Genomic DNA, 18,286 nt, shown 5'->3' with positions numbered 1-18,286 from the left:
TAAAATCTAAACAGCTGTGCTCCGAAAGGGGCACTTTGTTTTTAAGTGTCTCGCATTGAGATGCCAAATCCACTTTAATGCGACTGTGGAAAGATTCGTGTGGTCCACCTCTTGCCTTATCTCTTGGCAGGAGGCTTTTTATGAAAACATCTTTCTTATCAAAATCAGTAATGGGCGTGTTGGTGCTAGCGGCACTCACTCTTTCGGCCTGTGCAAAGAAAGATGACTCAGCCTCGGGCCGGGTGGTCACTCGCGGCGGCAGTGGGATTGTCACTCAAAACACGTGCGGGAACGCGGCTCAAGCCCAAGCTGTTGGGAAAATCTTTGATAGCCAATCTTATGGATCGCGTTTTGAAGAACAGGTGAAGGCGTTTGTTTCTGCCACATTGGACCCAGAGGCTTTAGGAACGATCAGTGGTAATATCAATGATGCCACCGGGATTGATTTCACCGCCTCGTTTCCGTTTGATAGCAATAATCAGTTGATTGCTGCTCAAGCGAGTATTTCGATTAAGATTTTCGATTCTTACGCAAAAACAACTTATAATGGCCAAGTGGTCCCACCTTATGAGGTGGCGTTTAGCCAAGCTAAATCAGGCACGATTAATCGCAACACGCGTCAAATCAATGTGGTTTTTGAAGACGAATTCGGCAGCATCACTTTGACGGGGACCTATGATGGTTCTATGGTGAATGGTAAAGTCAGCTTCAACAACTACAAGGCGTTGAAGGGCAGCCCTCAATCCGGCCAGTTAGGTGACTTTAGAATCTATCAATGCGCTATGATCCACTAATAAGCGCTGCGTCTTGCTTCGCCCCCACTCGAGTTCGAAGATGGGGGCATGCCTCAAAGGTTCATTTTCGACTCTTCCATTTTAAATTCCGTTGTCGGTGGACATTCCGCGATTGAGATCCCTAAGCTCAATATTCTTACGCTCGAGGCCGCGAGTTCTTTCATTTTGAATTATGGTTTTGATATCACTCGCGAATCCGATTTAGAAAAACTTTGGTATTATCATCGCCGCGCTCTTGTGTTGATGGTCGAAAAACTGGGTTTTGTGGATTCAGAAATCCCCGAGATGTTCCGTGATCGTCGCCATTTAGGGGATATTCGTCAGCTTTTGCTTTTTGCTAGCTCACACAATCCTGAGGAGCAAGAAATGCAAAAATGGGCGTGTGCGATCATCCGTTGCATGCACGTTTTTGTTCATGCAGAGAATGACCTGTTCAGTTCTTTTTCTGAAGAAATCCAATCCCAGATCCTCACTCCATTTCAAGATTGCATTCGTCATGATGGCAATACTCATAGAACGTTTTTGCAAAATGAAGAAAGTAAAGAGTCTATTGAACTTCTAGGCTTTGAAGTAAAGCCTTTTAAGACTTCTTCCAGCACCGTGATCAAACTTTTAGCAAAGCCCGATGCCTTGGCAATGAAGATTTTTGATAAGCTAGGTGTGCGTTTTGTGACGCGAAATCTTTTTGATACTTTTCAAGTGGTGCGGTTTTTAATTCGCCAGAACGTTATTAGTTTCCCGCATATTATGCCGGATCAAAGCTCAAACAATCTTTATCCGGTGGAGCTTTTCATGCAGGTTTGTGATGATTTAGCGCATCGCTTAGACACTTTGGATGAGAAAAACATTCAAGCGGCCTTTGATCAAAAGTTGGCGGAACAAGGGGATAACGTAAAGTTCTTGCGTAAAGAGAATTTCTTTTCTGGCGAAGATTATCGTTTTATTAAATTTATCAGCCGCAAGCTGATTCATGTTAAGCCTTTTGGTGGGAAAGAAGAGTTCAGTTTCTTTTATCCTTTTGAAGTGCAGATCATGGATCATTCGGCCCATCAGAAAATTCTTTCCGGTCCATCAGAACATCAAGCATATAAAGAGCGCCAACGGACGGCGGCTCGCAAGCGTTTGTTCCCCGAGGTTTAGAGTTAAAGCATGATTCTTAAATTACTTTCTTATCCGCGATCTATTCTTGCTACCATCTTGCTGCCTATTCACACGGCGTTTTGTTCGCTGTTGATGATTATCGCGACGTTGCTTTTAAACAACCGTCCTTTAGAGGATCAGATTGTCTATTACTGGACCCGCGTGATTTGTTGGATGTTTGGGGTGAAGGTTCAAGTCGTGGGACTTGAGAATCGCCCTAAAGGTGGTTTTATCTATGTTTTTAACCACTCAAGCTTCTTTGATATTTTTGCGATGGCCGCGTACTTAGGAAGTTTCCGTTTTGGGGCAAAAATTGAACTTTTTAAAATTCCCGTGTTTGGGTGGGCGATGCGCCGGGCGGGCATTTTGCCGATTGCCCGTGAAAAGCGCGAAGAAGTTTTCCGCGTGTACAAAGAAGCAGAAACGCGCATCAAAGCCGGGGAACGTTTTGCTTTATCACCTGAAGGCACAAGACAAGATAACGACAAAGTTCTGGCGCCATTTAAAGCGGGACCTTTTGTTTTTGCGATCAATGCGCATGCGCCCCTCGTTCCGGTGGTGGTTAAAGGGGCGGCGGATGTCATGCCAAAAGGGCACTTTGTTCCGAATTGGGGACGTTGGACAAGCACGATTACCTTGCATGTCTTACCGGCCGTGGATAGTGAGTCGTTTACGACGGCCGATCGTCCCAAGTTTCAAGAAGCCGTTCGTCGCTTGATGGAGCCGTATTTTCTTTAAGTCGTTTCAATCTGGGACGTGTTTGTATCTTAGTGATAAATGGGATTAGATTGATCGCAAGTTTTCCTCGACATACGTTATCGTGATAACAGGGGGAAAAGATGCAAGGTACGTCACCATTTCGCATGGCTGCGGGAATTTTGGTTTTTTGCTCTTTGGGTTTTTTGTTTCAAAATTGTTCTGGATTAAACTCATTTCAAAGTCTGTCTCTTTCTTCGCAAACAAATTCTGACAATCTGTCTTTAGCCGAGCGAGCTTATCCGCAGGAGCTCATGGCGTCCTCTTATCAATCTGCATTGACGGATTGGTTGATCCAAGATGTCTGTGTTAATGAAAATGACGTCGTTATAACTGGGGATCCCGCCACCTGTTTAAAACATCGCAATGTCCGCTTTGGTGAAAACCTGCCGTACTTACTTTCTACAGGGTGGCCGGGGGCTTCTTACAATTATCCGGTTCAAGCCAAAGACGGATCGCTGATGATTATGAATGGCCGATTTTGGTCCTCGCGAAAAGGGGGAGCCATCGGAGATTATTATGGAGAGTTTGTCGCCAGTGGTTTTGATTTGTATCAAACTAAAGGGGACTTTTTTTCAATCACAACGACGCAAGATCAAGGCGGCGGATATCAACCTTTTGCGGGGAAATTAAGCGAGTGCAGTAACCCCGATAAAGGGTGGATTTCTTTTCCTACTAATTTCAATCTTTCATCTGAGTGGCAATTTAAAGAAGATGCATGTCGTTGGTATGCGCGGTGGAATTTCTTAGGTCCTTATCAATACAGCTCCGGGAAAAAATTAGACACGCTTGTCTCTTATCATTTCGCGGGGACGGCTAATAATTTGGGAAATCTGGAGGCCTTCTATTACACTAAAGAGTATGGAATGACCATGTGGCAGTCCTGGGTTTTAGATCCAGCCCTTGAAAATTCCGATACTTGTCCGGGGCCCACGCGCCAAGTTTTTCATGATGGTAAAACTCGTTATCGCTGGTCTTGTGGGGATTCCAGTCATGGGTTGGCATTGACGGAGTCATGGCTTAATCCATTATCCAGTCCTCAAGGTCGGGATGAAGTATTAAGTAAAAATTTGCTGACGCAAGGTGATTTTCCTGCCGGAGAATCTAAGGGTTGGCAACGTTGGCAAAATACCGAATGGCAAGCGGGTGTGGGGCGCCAGATTGATAGTGGCAATGGATATTTAAAAACGGCTTGTTGGCAGAGTAACTGTGTCGGTGCCTCCATTTATCAGGATATTGCGGGTTTGAATTCTGGAAACTATATGATAGCGTTTGGTGCAGTTTTAAAAATGACTTTGCCCCAAGAATCTGCCAGAGCTACTTTGTCACTTTGGTTTGATACGGCTCAAGGGTCTGTTCTGGTAAAAACGGCCTCCGCACAAGTGATGGGAACTTGGCAGAATTTCGGTTCTATGGTGAGCTGGAATTTTAAGGATCGCCCCGTCACAAAAATAAGAATGCAAATTTATCTTGATAAAGCCGGTGTTGAATATAACGTCGACGATGTTTACGTGACGCCGTTTATTACAAATGTCTTATCACCACCGATAAGTTTGACGCCATCGCCATCACCTGTGCCGACGCCAACACCAACACCAACACCAACACCAACACCGGTGCCGACGGTGGTTCCATCGCCGGTGGTCGTGGTGCCTACCAAAGTCGTTTATCTTTACAATCGCTTTTCATATGCCGGGGGCTATGTCGATGCCTCTCGCAATCAGCCCGAGGGGCAAGCGATACATACGGCGTTAGGCATCGGTGCTGGTGCCATTTTCAGTTTTGGTCCTTATCTTACTTTGTCGGCAGGAAAATATGATGTGGATTTCCGTTTAATGTTGGATGTAACAACTAGAAATCTTCAAGAAGAAGTTGCCACCATTGAAGTCACCGCTGATTCAGGCGCAAGGATTCTTGGGCAGCGCATTTTAAAAAGACAGGATTTCGTGGCGGCAGGTGATTACAAATACGTGGATCAGCGTCTCTCGGTTCAATTGGATAGAAATTATTCGGCAGTGGAGTTTCGAGTAAGATGGCACGGGAATACTTATTTACGACTTAGACAGGTGCAGTACTAGTAAGTTTACTTATTTTTCACCGCGATCTTTTGCTAAATAAAGGATCGTGCCTAAAACTGCTAGAATGACGAAGGTGAGGGCATAATCGCTAGGTTCGCGGTTAGTACGTCCACGTCCTGCAAGGGTCCCGGTGACGATTCCAATTCCAACGATAACGACAATGAGTGTTCCTGCGACAGATCTTGGTATCATATGAGTTTAGCGTACGACGCTCCAACGAATATCACCGATCAGACTTTTAAGTTTTACTTTGTTGCCACCGGTGTCGACAGAGATTTGAACTTGCGAGTTGGGTAAAGCTTCGATTTGTGTTAAGCGCAAGATTTTAGGATTTCGATGATACGCTTGTTCAATAGCTAGAGCCAGTTTATCCCAGCGGATGAACGGATCAAAAGTTTTACCTTTATCTAAGCTCTTGTAAGCTCCGACAAACCAAGCTCCATTAGGGTGGATGCTGACCGGCAGATTCTGTTTGCCGAAAAGGGGAACTTGAGTCCACGTCAGGCCATCATCAGTGCGATAAACACCTTCGCTGGAAACCACACCGCGCACCGAACTTTTACTTTCAAAAGCGACAGAGTAAATTTCTCGTTTTAAAAGTTCGTCTGTTGTCAGAGTGTTCGGGCTTGAGGGTTTTTCTTCTAAAAGAAGATTCTTTCTTTTCCAGAAGACTTCACCGTGACCATCGACCTTGCTGACGCCCCAGGCGTAGGCTTCAGGTTTGATGATTTCTACGCGTGAACGAATTTGCGGGCCGTTGAAGTCACGACTGCTGATAACAATACCTTTATTCATCGGGGTGACGAAACCTTGGATTTCCTTTAACGGAATCACCTCGCCTTTTTGTCCGATCATCATATCGTTATTGCGGTAAATGACGGTAAACCAGTTCTTTTTGGGATGATAAGCAAGGCTTGCAAAATCAGCGCGTGAAACAAATTGAGTGATGTCGGCGTATCCGATTTGTCCTTGATACTGAATTTTTAAAAAGCTTTTGGTGATTTCTAATGGAACAATCCTTTGCAAGCGGGGGATGGTGAGAAGCGCTTGCGTGGTGGCTTCTGGTTTTGGGCGCAAAGCCGTTTCCACGAGATTTAAAAATACCCCCGTATCATCGTGACGGTTTTTAAGATGATGCAAAGGAATCCATCCGGTGAGGGCGCCGAGCTTTACCTTCGCCCACATATCATCGGTTTCGGTGATTTCAAGAGTGGTATTTGCTGGAATTTCTTTGAGTCTGAGGGCACCCGTATTCGCGGAATTCAAAATCGCCGTCGCCATCTTGGCATCGACAAAACGAGCCACTTGAATACTGCGCAGAACTTGATTGCTTTCTAATCCATACTCTTTGTGATTCCAGCGCGCGCGGAAGCTCAGTTCGTTTTCACTGCGTTGAAGAGAGTTTTCAAGAGCGGTTCGACTCGCCTGGCCAGACGGAAAGGGGCTTAAGCGACTGCGATAAAAAGAGACGGCCGAACCGGCATCCGACGATAAAGCGGCCCACGACGAAGATGTGCCCAGAACTAACGCTAAACTGAATAAAAACGCAGACCGCATTTATTAAGTTTCAAGGGCGAAGCGGACTCACTCAAGACCAGAAGTTTTGACGTCTAGTCTAAAGTTTAGTAGTCATTATGGGGCTTAATACAAGTTAAATTAACGCGGAGTGGTAGTAATGAAAATTCAAAGTATTGGTGTTGTAGGCGCGGGTCAAATGGGGAATGGGATTGCTCAAGTGGCGGCTCAGTTTGGCTATAACGTGATCATGTTGGACGTGAATGGTTCAGCCTTAGAAAAAGGCATGGCCACTATCACGGGCAGCTGTGATCGCCTGATCAAAAAAGGCACCATGACTGAAGCGGATAAAGCCGCTCTTTTGGGTCGTATTAAAACCGCTCAAGAAACCGCCGCGCTGAAAGATTGTGATATCGTCATTGAAGCGGCGACCGAAAACATTGATTTGAAACTTAAAATTTTTAAAGACCTGGATGCGGCCGTAAAACCAGAAGCTCTTTTGGTTTCTAATACATCGTCCATCTCGATCACGAAAATCGCGGGCGTGACCAAGCGTCCGACGCAAGTGGCGGGAATGCACTTTATGAATCCTGTTCCTTTGATGAAACTTGTGGAAGGCATTCGTGGCTTGCAGACCTCCGATGAAACTTTCGCGGCGGTTAAAGCCTTGGCCGAAAAAATGGATAAAGTTTTTGTTGAGTCCGTAAAAGACATGCCAGGCTTTATCGTGAATCGTATTCTTATGCCGATGATCAATGAAGCCGTTTACACTCTTCACGAGGGTATCGCGAATGTGGAAGCTATCGACAATGCGATGAAGTTAGGGACCAACCAACCCATGGGTCCTTTGACGTTGGCGGATTTTATTGGTTTGGACACGTGTCTTGCGATCATGAACGTACTTCATGATGGCTTGGGTGATTCTAAGTACCGCCCATGCCCATTGCTTATGAAATACGTTGAGGCCGGATGGTTGGGACGTAAATCGGGTCGTGGATTTTATAACTACGCAAAATAGGAACTAAGATGATTGTATCTTCATACAAAACGATTCTTTTAGAAAATAAATCGCAAGGCGTGTGGGTGTTGACCATCAACCGCCCTGAGGCTTTGAATGCTTTAAATTCCACCGTACTAGAAGAAATGGGCGAAGCCCTTCGTCAAATGGGGGAGCTTCCTTTTGATGAAGCGCGTGCGCTTATCATCACCGGTGCCGGTGAAAAAGCTTTTGTGGCGGGTGCAGACATCAAGGAAATCAACGCGCTTGATGAAGACAAAGCTCATTCATTTGCGCAACGGGGGCAAAGTATCTTTCATGAGCTGACATTGCTTAAAATCCCCGTGATCGCGGCCGTGAACGGCTTTGCTTTAGGTGGTGGATGTGAGTTGGCCCTGGGGTGTGATTTTATTTATGCCGCTGAAAATGCGAAATTTGGTTTACCCGAAGTCAGTCTTGGTTTGATCCCGGGCTTTGGCGGAACCGTGCGTTTGGCGCGGGCCGTGGGCCAACGTCGTGCTCGTGAATTAACTTACACCGGCAATATGATCACGGCTCAAGAGGCGCACACCATGGGCTTGGTCAACAAGGTGCTCCCAGCAGCAGAACTTATGCCGGCGGTTCTGAAAACCGTCGAGACAATCTTAGCGAAAGCTCCAATTGCCGTTGGCGCTTCGAAAAAATCCATCAACCAAGCTTGGGATATGGATGTGGAAGCCGCTCAAAAAAATGAGGCCGGTATTTTTGCCGAACTCTTTAACTCCGAGGATGTCAAAGAAGGCACTTCGGCATTCATTGAAAAACGTAAAGCGCAATTCAAAGGGATTTAATTTTTCATGGCCTACACTTTAAAAAATCCAGTTCGTATCGTCACTGCCGCGGCTCTTTTTGATGGACACGACGCCAGCATCAATATCATGCGTAGAATCTTGCAAGATATGGGGGCGGAGGTCATTCACTTAGGTCACAATCGGTCTGTGAGCGACGTGGTGAAAGCGGTTCTTCAAGAAGGTGCCCAAGGTGTTTGTATCAGCTCTTATCAGGGCGGACATATGGAGTACTTCAAATACATGAAGGACTTACTGGATGAAGCCGGTGCAGGTTACGTAAAAATTTACGGTGGTGGCGGAGGCGTGATTGTTCACGATGAAAAGCGTGAACTTGAAGCCTATGGTATCGCCCAAATCTTTCACCCAGATGACGGGCGTAAGTTGGGGCTAGAAGGCATGATCGAAATGATCGTGCGCGGCTGCGACTTTGATATTTTAGAAAAACAAAAAGAATTCAAAACTAAAAAGAACATCTTCCCGGGTGACAGCATTCCTTCGGTGGAATTGGGGGTGGCGTTAACCGCTATTGAAAACAATCACAAAGATTTTTCTTTAGAAGGTTTTGGCCTTGCGGGCTTTAAAGCGAAAACGGCTCCGTTGGTATTAGGCATCACGGGGACGGGCGGGGCAGGAAAGTCCTCTTTGATTGATGAATTGGTTCAGCGTTTTTTAAATGCTTATCCTAACAAAAAAATCGCCGTGGTCTGTGTCGATCCTTCTAAACGCAAAACGGGGGGATCGCTTTTAGGGGACCGTATCCGTATGAACTCCCTTTCGCGAAATCACGTGTATATGCGCTCGGTGGCTTCACGTGGTTCGGGACGAGAGATTGCGTCCTCGTTGCCAGAGATTTTAAAATTCGTGCGGCAATTGGACTTTGATTTTGTGATTGCAGAGACCTCCGGAATTGGTCAGGGGAATATGGCGATCACTGAAGTCAGTGATTTTTCCATGTACGTGATGACCTCTGATTTTGGCGCGCAATCGCAGTTAGAAAAAATCGACATGATCGACTTTGCCGACCTTGTGGCCGTGAATAAAGCCGATCGTCGAGGGGCTTTGGATGCGCTTCGGGATGTAACGAAACAATATAAACGTTCACGCAAAATCTTTGATGATAAAATCACCGTGCCTGTGTTTTTAACTCAAGCGTCTCAGTTTAATGATGGCGGCGTGAATAAACTTTTCTTTGCCTTGGCAGACACCTTAGAAAACAAACAAGCTGGCAAATGGAATGTGGACGCTAAGTTCAAGGCCAATATCTTATCTGCGGAAGAGCACGCGATCATCCCGGCAGATCGTCAGAACTATTTAGCGGAAATTGTTTCCACCGTACATAAATATAAAAAACGCACCGAAGATTTGGCCGAAAAAGCATCAACCTTGGGCAGCCTTAAAAAAGTAGCTCCTTTAGTGGGGGCCTCGCCTGAGGCAGTAAAAAAAGTCGAATCAGATTTAAGCGCCGAATTTACGGGTGAAGAATTAGATCAGCTTAAAAACTTTGAAAAGTTGATTGAAACCTACTCTGGTGATCAGCTGGTCTTTAAAGTCCGTGATAAAGAAATTCGCCAAGAGCTTGTGCGGGAATCCTTATCGGGCACAAAAATCCGTAAAGTCGTCGTTCCGAAGATGAAAGATTGGGGCGATCGCTTCCGTTACATAAAACTTGAAAACGTTCCGGGAGAGTTTCCATTCACCGCAGGCGTTTTCCCATTAAAGCGTGCCGATGAAGATCCCAAACGTATGTTTGCCGGTGAAGGCACACCTGAAAGAACAAATCGTCGCTTTCACTATCTGACAGAAGGTGAAACGGCTCATCGCCTGTCGACGGCTTTTGATTCGGTCACCTTGTATGGACAAGATCCTGATAAGCGTCCGGATATCTTTGGTAAAGTCGGGGAGTCAGGTGTCAGCATTTGTACGTTGAATGATATGAAAAAGCTGTATGCGGGCTTTGATCTTATCAACCCAAATACCTCGGTCAGTATGACAATCAACGGTCCCGCACCGATGATCTTGGCTTTTTATTTTAACACCGCGATTGATCAGCAGGTTGAAAAGAAAGAAAAAGAGTTGGGTCGTAAGTTGACTCAAGACGAATGGAGTAAGCTTGCCGAATGGACTTTGCAACAAGTGCGTGGCACGGTTCAAGCGGACATCTTAAAAGAAGATCAAGGACAGAATACTTGCATTTTCTCTATCAATTTTGCCCTTAAGATGATGGGCGATATTCAAGAATACTTTGTGAATAGCAAAGTGAGAAACTTCTATTCCGTTAGTATCTCGGGTTATCATATCGCCGAAGCGGGCGCGAATCCGATTTCGCAATTGGCATTTACTCTTTCAAATGGTTTTACGTTTGTGGAGTACTACTTATCGCGGGGACTTAAAATCGACGACTTTGCGCCGAATTTAAGTTTCTTTTTTAGTAATGGTCTAGATCCTGAATATGCGGTCTTGGGCCGCGTGGCTCGGCGTATTTGGGCGGTGGCTATGCGGGATCTTTATAAGGGCAATGATCGTTCGCAAAAATTGAAATACCACATTCAAACATCAGGTCGTTCTTTACATGCGCAAGAAATTGACTTTAATGACATCCGCACGACCTTGCAGGCCCTGATTGCGATCTATGACAATTGTAATAGCCTGCACACCAATGCTTATGACGAAGCGATCACCACACCGACCGAAGAATCCGTGCGTCGTGCGATGGCGATTCAAATGATTATCAACCGTGAGTTCGGGATGTCAAAAAACGAAAACCCAACTCAAGGAGCTTATTTTATTGATGAGCTGACAGACCTGGTCGAAGAAGCCGTTTTGGCGGAATTTAAAAAGATCAACGAGCGCGGCGGGGTTTTAGGGGCGATGGAAACTCAATATCAACGCTCGAAGATCCAAGAAGAGTCGATGTATTATGAACACCTTAAACACAATGGCACCTTGCCGATTATTGGGGTCAATACATTTATTAATCCGAAAACTTTGGCGCAAGACTATGTGCCACCGAAAATTGAACTGGCGCGTGCGTCTTATGACGAAAAAAATGCGCAGCTCAATAACGTGCACAAGTTCCAAGAGGAGCATAAGACAGAGGCCGCGAAGGCCTTGCAGTCACTTAAGGACACGGTTCTGAGCGGTGGCAATATCTTTGCGGCTCTGATGGTGGCCGCTCGTCATTGCAGTCTGTATCAAATGACGGAAGCCCTTTATGAAGTGGGCGGACAGTACCGTCGTAATCTGTAATAAAAAAAAGGCGGGGAAACCCGCCTTTTTTAAGTTCCCGGCAGCTCAATTTTTAAATGAGCTCCTCCAGCAGAAGAGTTCGATATACTCAACTTTCCATGATGAAGCTCCGCAATGGTCTTCATAATCACTGAGCCTAATCCTAATGAAAAATGCCCACCCTTGGTAAGGCGGCGCCCGCGGAACTCATGGCGCTCGCCAAAGCTCTTTAAAGCCTCTTCATCAAGGCCGGGGCCGTCGTCATAGATGTGTACTAAAATATTTTTTCCGGCGTGCTCTAAAACCACACGGATCTCGTTTTCCGCATAGCGGGCGGCATTGTCAAACCCGTTACGAAGCAGTCTTAAGATCAAATGACTGTCTCCCAAAAGAGGTGGCGAGCTTGCGGGGTCATATTTCCACATGATTTTATTTTCATGCGACTTCTGGCGAAGCTGCACTTCTTGGGCAATCAAAGCATGCATATCGATTTTTTCGGTGGTCGCTTTATAGTGAGGCTCATCTAACGACGCAATCGTGATCAATTTTTCGATTAAGTCTTTAAAATAATCAATTTCGCCGGCCAATACGCCAAACAGATTGGCTTTATCTGACGAACTTAAACGATCTTGATGCTGCTGTAAGATTTCAAAATTCGTTTTTAAGCTGGTTAAAGGCGTGCGTAAGTCATGCCCCAGTTCTTGTAATAGGGTCTTTCTTTTTCTTTCGGTCAAGTGGATGCGACCCACCAAGGTTTCAATTTCCTCTGCCATACGATTAAAATCTAAAAGCAGTTCGCCGAATTCATCAAAGCGTTTGATTTCAAAACGAGCTTTAAGGTCGCCTGATTCCAATCGGCGTAAAACCGAACGGGCCTCCTCGGATTTGCGACGTAAATAGAAAAACAAAAAGCCCAAGGATCCGATGATCGCGACCGCAATCATTCCAGCCGTTAAAACAGCTTGAGTTAGAAAGAGGGGGCCTAAAAAAGATTTTTTAGGCTCTTTTAAAACCACATAAATATTTTGTTTGGTGTTTAACTTAATCACGGCAAACGAAGAGCCAAAGCCCAGCCATTTGTCGTCAGATTCAACAACGCCGGCAACGGAGGGACGTGGCAATGATTTCCAAGGTAAAACGTCTTGGCCTTCTCGGCGTTCGGCAATGATGTTGCCAATTTCTGAAACGATCCAAATCTGCGGCATCATCATGGGACCACGAGGACCCTCGCCAGGTCTGCCGCCGGGACCGCCAGGTCCTCCAGGTCGGAATTCTCCGTCGGGAGGTGGTGGCGGTGGGCCGCCGTTAAATCCCATCATCGGTGGAGGAGGCCTCATCCCGCGTGGGGGACGAAAGCGGTCTTCTTGAAGAAGACGGCTTCCCATCGCACGAACTTCATCGAAGGATTTGTCTTGAATCTGTCTCTCAATGGAAGAAGAAAAAAATAAAAGAAACTCATCACGAAAACGAGCACTTTGACGAAGGGCGAAGTTATTTAAAAATACCAAGCTGCAAAAGCTAAGCACGAAAGCAAAGGCGATAGCAAATAGAGATATCTTAAGAAGAGCTTTCCGGTTCATGTCTTCATTGAACCGGAAAACTGTTGAGACTTTATGGAATTCTCAATGTGAAACGCTTAGTAGCAAAGCTGAGCCCCTGTTTGCGGGCTGCAGCCCGGCCAGTGAAGTTTTGAGCAAGAGCGATTTTGATCTGTTTTCCAGTGGCCGCCCATTTGGCAATACTTCCAATAAGGACTGTTCACATTGGCAGCTTGGGCCCAGAACGAACGCATCATGGCCGTTAAAACTTGGCGACTTTGTTTTTCAGAAAGCCCCAATTTGCCGGCCGCTCTTTGGACAGCTTCATCGGATGGAAGTTGACGCTTCATCATCGCTTTAAAATCTTTTTCTGTCAGACCAATGGATAAAAAAGACTCCATGCCTTGCGCGCGCACGTTGTTAAACGCGTTGGCGATTCTTGCCGCTGCCGATCTTGGCAATCCGTATTTGGCTTCTAGCTTCGCCGTATTTTTAGACAAGTTTGATGAGCTTGATGCGGCGAAATTGACAAAGTTAGGACTGTTTGGATCCCAGCAGCCCAAGCGGTCACAGTTAGATCCTGGAGGACGGACCGGGCCTCGTGCGGGAGGTGCCGGATAAGGTTCCGTGGGCTCTGAAGGCCACGGATCATTTGGGTACGGATCGTTGGGATAGCGATCTCCCGGATATCCTGGATGCCAAGGATCTGGATAACCAATGCCGATTCCTACGCCCACGCCATTTGAACCATCGCTGACTTCACCACGAGTGCAACCCGTGGCGGCGATTCCTAGTACAACTAATAAACCTGTTAGTAACATCTTCTTCATGAAGGTTTTCTCCTGTTTGATTTCTTGAATGCCCAGTTAACAAGAGATCTTTCAGGGAGGCGATGAAGAGTTTTAAGAATTGATAACTAACAACTCACTTTAAAAGTTCTGTAATCTTATCGGCGATACGCACACCATCACAAGCCGCGGAAGTGATGCCACCGGCGTAGCCCGCACCTTCCCCGGCCGGATAAAGACCGGGATGTGAAATACTTTGTAATGTTTCACTATCGCGCGTGATACGAACCGGACAACTGGTGCGTGACTCCACCCCATACACTTGCGCTTCTTCGGTGATGAAGCCCTTCATGCTGCGCTGAAAGTTTTCAAACCCTTGGCGAATACGGTCTCGCATATTTGCCGGTAACAACTCATCTAAACGTACATTGATTGCGCCCGAAGGCGAGGAGCCGGCTCTTAAAGCGCGCGGCCCCGATTTAGAAGGTCCTTTTAAGAAATCCATCAAATTTTGCGCCGGCAATTCGCGCGTTCCGCCCGCCTCTAAAACAGAATTATAAGCGCGGGTTTCAAGATCACGCCGCATTTTCATGCCGCCCCAGATATCCGCACCAAAGTTTTTCGTGTGATCGATACTGACCACGATCGCCGCATTAGCAAAGGGAGAATTGCGATTGTAGTTACTCATGCCGTTACAGACAATACCATCAGCTTCCGTGCCGGAAGAAAGAACATATCCCCCCGGGCACATGCAAAAGGAGTAAACTCCAACGCCGGTGTTATTATCATGGTGGGCGAGTTTATAGTTCGCTGCACCCAGTTTGGGATGCTCTGAAAACTGACGGTATTGAATTTTATTGATCTCACTTTGCGAGTGCTCAACCCGCAAACCCATGGCAAAAGATTTTCCGTCTAAATGAACACCACTGTCGCGCAAGTGTTGAATCATGTCTTCAGCGGAATGGCCGGTGGCTAAAATCACATGCGGAGATTTAAATTCCGTACCGTGTTCGGTGCGCACGCCGGTGACCTGTTTGCCTTCAAAAAGCACTTCCGTGATTTGTGTGTTAAAGTGAATTTCGCAGCCATTGGCTTTTAAAAATTCACGCATTTTCGGAATCACGCGACGAATACGATCAGAACCTACGTGGGGATTAGAAAGCCACTGAATTTCAGCAGGGGCTCCGAACTGCACTAAGCGATTCATGACGTAAGGAATATGGTCGGATTTAATGCGCGTGATCAGTTTCCCATCAGAATAAAGTCCGGCGCCACCTTCACCAAAGCAGACGTTATTGCGAGGATCCAGTTTGCCGTAACGCCAGTATTGATTGATGCCTTTAATGCGCTGTGCACTGTCAGAGCCGCGCTCAAAAAGCACACACGGCACACCTCTTTCGACAAAGCGAAGGGCGGCAAAAAGGCCGGCGGGTCCGGTGCCGACAATCAAAGGTTTTTCAGAAGGTGTCTTGATCTTTTCAAATTCAAATGTCGGTAAATTCAGAGTTTCGCCTTTTTCGGCGATCTCTACGGTGTAAACAAAGTGGGGAGAGTGAGAGCGTCTGGCATCGACACTTTGGCGTAAGATGCGGTAGGGCCCGTGTTCGGGCATCATCCATTGCAATTTTTCTTCAAGATCCTGGTCAATAGGGATCTCTAAATTCGGGATAATTTTGCTCATGCAGGACTCTTTTCCGGGCGCCTGTTAAACGCCAATGAAATGGGATGAAGGGATATTAAAGCATTTCAATTGCGGTGACAAAGGGGAGGCCGTTTTGGTATAAAGATTTCTATGTCTGTTATCACACGTGTTTTACCGAAAAGAAGAATGAGCCGTTGGATAGGTCACCTGATGCACTGGGAGCCGCCGGCTTTTTTGGCATCGCTTATGATTAAAGCATTTGCGAGCTTTTATAAGATTGATCTGGATGAGGCTGAAAAGCCTTATAACCAATATAAATCCATCGGGGACTTCTTTGTTCGTCGCCTTAAAACCGGCATTCGCCCGGTGGGAGAGTCCTGGGCCGTTCACCCCGCCGACAGCGTGATCACTCAAGCCGCACCCATTGACGGGGGCACGATGATTCAAGCAAAAGGGATCACCTATAAGCTTGAAGATTTCACTCAAGATCCTGAGGCAAAAAAGAAATGGGCCGGGGGATTTTTTCTGACCTATTACCTTTGCCCGACGGACTATCACCGGGTGCATTCTCCGGTAGATGGGGAAATCACAGATGTTCGCTATATGCCCGGGCAATTGTGGCCGGTGAATGAGTGGAGCACCACCCATATCAAAGATCTATTCACCGTGAATGAGCGAGTGCTTGTCGAAATTGAAACCGATCTCGGCCCGGTGGGCGTGGTGTTCGTGGGTGCGACCAACGTGGGTCACATTGTTTTGAGTTTTGATGACAAAGTTCGCGGCAATCAAAAAGGCCCCCATATCTTTCAGCATAAGCGCTACACGCCACCTATTCCGGTGCATAAGGGGTCCGAGCTTGGAATGTTCCGTATGGGTTCGACCGTGGTCATGCTTTATCCGCCGTCATTCCGACAAGCCTTTGAGAATTCACTTCACAAAGGCCCGAGTGTTCGAGTGAATGCGGCTCTTATCCAAGGAAAGTCTTCAGGTTTATAAGACTGTTTAGGTTAGGGTGCGGGGTAAGTGCACTCTGTCAGTGGAGTTTCGGCGATGGTCACGCGTTTAAGCTGAGGTAAATCTTTAAGCGCCCGCTCATAAAGCCATTTTGCCAAAAGCTCTGAGGTGGGATTTTCAAGGCCTTCGACCTCATTTAAAACGCGGTGATCAATCATTTGTAAAAGCGGCTTCATCCGATCACTGATGTCGTTATAATCAATCACCCAACCGATTTTAGGATCCAGATCGCCCACCAATGTCAGAACAATCTTAAAACTGTGGCCATGCATACGCGAGCAGGGGTGGTTTGCCGGCAGATGGGGCAGAAAACGGGCGGACTCAATTTGAAAGTGCTGCTTCAATTCGAATTTCATGCTAGGGTTATACCCACATTGAGGTGACTATGTCCACGACCACATTGCATTTGGCTAAGCAGAACTTTAAATTCTCAGCCGCCCACTTCCTGATTTTCGACGAAAACTCAGCTGAACGCCTGCATGGTCATAATTATCAAGTCCGCGTGGATTTAGAGACCCCGTCAGCCGATAAATTCGAAGACAGTGGCTATTTTGTGGACTTCAATGTTTTTAAAAAATTTATCAAGGCGACGTTGGATGGTTGGGATGAAATGGTGCTTTTGCCGGAAAAACATCCTGACATGAAATTCAAAAAAACCGAAAAATCCCTGGAAGTGACTTTCCGTGATCGCTTTTATGTTTTTCCATTCAATGAAGTTTTGCTCTTGCCCGTTTCCAACACCAGTGTAGAGCAGTTCTCTCGGCTTTTAGCGGAGTCGTTTTATAAAGAATTTAAAACTCACGGGGTTTCAAAGGTGCAGGTCTATGTCGAAGAAACTCCCGGCCAAGGGGCTTCGACCTCAGTTCCTAAATAGCTTTACGGATTAAGAGCGCCGACAGAGACTTCGTGGTTAGTAAGCTCGCGCACCACGCGATAACGCCAAAAACAAATGCGCCCGCCGTCATTAGTGTATTGCAGAAGTCTTTCTTCAACAATATCTGGGCTGCCATCGCAAGAAATGTGCGCAAAGTCGGCAAAGGCATCGACTTCGCTCACGGACCACGAATAGGGCGCGTGGTCTTTGCTAAAATAATTTCGATTAAATCCACCGTGACCCATTTGCAAACGAGCTACTAAGATCTTTTCAAAACCCGTGGTGTTGATTTGCGCACGCGCGGTTTTAATTTGCTCCGGGTCGGAAAAACCCACCACGTAAGATTCGTTGGGGCGAGCATCACGCGTAGAAATTAAGAAATATGTTTTAGAAGTATCCGGTTTTAAGAGCACTGGTTTTAAGGACACTCCTGGGGAAAAACTTTCCGAAATTCCGTTGGGGAAAAACCCCCACGAATGCACGCGGCCCTCAGAGCGAACTTCAACTTTCGCGATGTTTTCTTCTAAAGTCCACTTCATCGCCGATGTATCATAATCTTTGATGTCGATGTTCTTGCTGCCGATAACAGAGCCATTGGCCGAAAATGCTGTCAGCAAAACAGGGTGCGATTGCCATCCTAGATTTTGAATATTGAACTTCACACTTTTTATTCCGGGAGGGAAGAAGTGGGTGACCTCCGGTGACGTGGTCTGATTTAAGGGAATGATATTTTCCTGATCACATTGCGCAGTGATTTTTAAAGCTCCTGGCTGCCATGTTTTAATCGAAAAGCCTTGGGCGCTGCCTAGAAATTCAGAACCCGAAATACTGCGTTTTTCTTTTGGGTCAAAATCGAAATGCAGTTCTTGAAGCTCGGTGCTTCCGCGGACTTGGGTCCACAGTCTTTGTGGGGAACTTGAAGGGTTTTGAACGTGAATTTTTAAAAGAGAAGTTTCGCAAAAAGCTGGAACGTAAAAGATTTCAGAGCTCCACGCGGGAAGACTTAAGAGCAATGTTGCGGCTGCCGTACTGATGAAAGTCTTAATACCAAAATCCATACAGACTTCAGATCGGTCTTGCCTGGTAAGACTTAAC

At 46.4% G+C, this 18,286-nt stretch carries 16 protein-coding genes; 9 read left to right on the top strand and 7 right to left on the bottom strand.

Translation table 11 applies throughout. The annotated features are described in order from the left end of the window. The first annotated feature begins 140 nt into the window (after positions 1-140). From AZI86_RS14770 to AZI86_RS14755, 4 genes are all read left to right on the top strand, one after another. Entirely contained in the window at positions 141-794 is a 654-nt protein-coding gene (locus tag AZI86_RS14770) for a hypothetical protein (RefSeq protein WP_061836031.1), read from the top strand. A 48-nt stretch (positions 795-842) separates the two neighbouring features. Beyond that, complete coding sequence (locus tag AZI86_RS14765) at positions 843-1,934, top strand: TIGR04552 family protein (RefSeq protein WP_061836030.1); 1,092 nt, start codon at positions 843-845, stop codon at positions 1,932-1,934. Between the two features lie 9 nt (positions 1,935-1,943). Continuing rightward, complete coding sequence (locus tag AZI86_RS14760; RefSeq protein ID WP_061836029.1) at positions 1,944-2,672, top strand: lysophospholipid acyltransferase family protein; 729 nt, start codon at positions 1,944-1,946, stop codon at positions 2,670-2,672. A 101-nt stretch (positions 2,673-2,773) separates the two neighbouring features. Beyond that, the gene (locus tag AZI86_RS14755; RefSeq protein ID WP_061836028.1) at positions 2,774-4,768 is read left to right on the top strand and encodes a hypothetical protein; all 1,995 of its coding nucleotides are present in this window, start codon (positions 2,774-2,776) and stop codon (positions 4,766-4,768) included. Between the two features lie 9 nt (positions 4,769-4,777). On the opposite strand, the gene AZI86_RS14750 is transcribed toward AZI86_RS14755, so the two are convergent. Next, positions 4,778-4,960: a hypothetical protein gene (locus tag AZI86_RS14750; protein ID WP_061836027.1), complete on the bottom strand. Its 183-nt coding sequence runs from the start codon at positions 4,958-4,960 to the stop codon at positions 4,778-4,780. Positions 4,961-4,966: 6 nt separating this feature from the next. Beyond that, positions 4,967-6,325 carry a hypothetical protein gene (locus tag AZI86_RS14745; protein ID WP_061836026.1) on the bottom strand — a complete coding sequence of 453 codons (1,359 nt, stop codon included), beginning with the start codon at positions 6,323-6,325 and terminating at the stop codon, positions 4,967-4,969. A gap of 118 nt (positions 6,326-6,443) precedes the next feature. Between AZI86_RS14745 and AZI86_RS14740 the strand changes: the two genes are divergently transcribed. The 3 genes from AZI86_RS14740 to icmF are packed head-to-tail and all read left to right on the top strand — an operon-like array spanning position 6,444 to position 11,356. Continuing rightward, entirely contained in the window at positions 6,444-7,301 is an 858-nt protein-coding gene (locus AZI86_RS14740; protein ID WP_061836025.1) for a 3-hydroxybutyryl-CoA dehydrogenase, read from the top strand. A gap of 11 nt (positions 7,302-7,312) precedes the next feature. Next, entirely contained in the window at positions 7,313-8,110 is a 798-nt protein-coding gene (locus AZI86_RS14735) for an enoyl-CoA hydratase/isomerase family protein (protein ID WP_061836120.1), read from the top strand. 6 nt (positions 8,111-8,116) lie between these two features. Next, a complete protein-coding gene (gene icmF, locus AZI86_RS14730) occupies positions 8,117-11,356 on the top strand; it encodes a fused isobutyryl-CoA mutase/GTPase IcmF (RefSeq protein ID WP_061836024.1) in 3,240 nt (1,079 codons plus the stop codon). 29 nt (positions 11,357-11,385) lie between these two features. Here the strand turns inward: icmF and AZI86_RS14725 are convergent, their stop codons facing one another. The 3 genes from AZI86_RS14725 to AZI86_RS14715 all read right to left on the bottom strand — a co-directional run bounded on the left by AZI86_RS14725 (position 11,386) and on the right by AZI86_RS14715 (position 15,342). Further along, positions 11,386-12,915, bottom strand: a complete 1,530-nt coding sequence (locus AZI86_RS14725) for a HAMP domain-containing sensor histidine kinase (protein ID WP_061836023.1) — start codon at positions 12,913-12,915, stop codon at positions 11,386-11,388. Between the two features lie 56 nt (positions 12,916-12,971). Continuing rightward, positions 12,972-13,703 (bottom strand): hypothetical protein, encoded by a 732-nt coding sequence (locus tag AZI86_RS14720; RefSeq protein WP_061836022.1) that lies wholly within the window; start codon positions 13,701-13,703, stop codon positions 12,972-12,974. A 94-nt stretch (positions 13,704-13,797) separates the two neighbouring features. Further along, complete coding sequence (locus tag AZI86_RS14715; protein ID WP_061836021.1) at positions 13,798-15,342, bottom strand: NAD(P)/FAD-dependent oxidoreductase; 1,545 nt, start codon at positions 15,340-15,342, stop codon at positions 13,798-13,800. 111 nt (positions 15,343-15,453) lie between these two features. On the opposite strand from AZI86_RS14715, the gene asd reads away from it, so the two are divergent. After that, positions 15,454-16,299, top strand: a complete 846-nt coding sequence (gene asd / locus AZI86_RS14710) for an archaetidylserine decarboxylase (protein ID WP_061836020.1) — start codon at positions 15,454-15,456, stop codon at positions 16,297-16,299. An 11-nt stretch (positions 16,300-16,310) separates the two neighbouring features. Here the strand turns inward: asd and AZI86_RS14705 are convergent, their stop codons facing one another. Then, positions 16,311-16,673 carry a 6-pyruvoyl trahydropterin synthase family protein gene (locus AZI86_RS14705; RefSeq protein ID WP_061836019.1) on the bottom strand — a complete coding sequence of 121 codons (363 nt, stop codon included), beginning with the start codon at positions 16,671-16,673 and terminating at the stop codon, positions 16,311-16,313. Between the two features lie 29 nt (positions 16,674-16,702). On the opposite strand from AZI86_RS14705, the gene AZI86_RS14700 reads away from it, so the two are divergent. After that, entirely contained in the window at positions 16,703-17,191 is a 489-nt protein-coding gene (locus AZI86_RS14700) for a 6-pyruvoyl trahydropterin synthase family protein (protein WP_061836018.1), read from the top strand. Positions 17,192-17,193: 2 nt separating this feature from the next. Here AZI86_RS14700 and AZI86_RS14695 read toward each other — a convergent pair whose 3' ends face one another. Then, positions 17,194-18,249: a BP74-related protein gene (locus AZI86_RS14695; RefSeq protein WP_061836017.1), complete on the bottom strand. Its 1,056-nt coding sequence runs from the start codon at positions 18,247-18,249 to the stop codon at positions 17,194-17,196. Positions 18,250-18,286: the final 37 nt, after the last annotated feature.

This window comes from Bdellovibrio bacteriovorus, from assembly GCF_001592735.1.
GTDB lineage: Bacteria > Bdellovibrionota > Bdellovibrionia > Bdellovibrionales > Bdellovibrionaceae > Bdellovibrio > Bdellovibrio bacteriovorus_D.
Note: the sequence above shows the minus strand (reverse complement) of the source record. Positions and strands in the feature narration are given on the sequence as shown.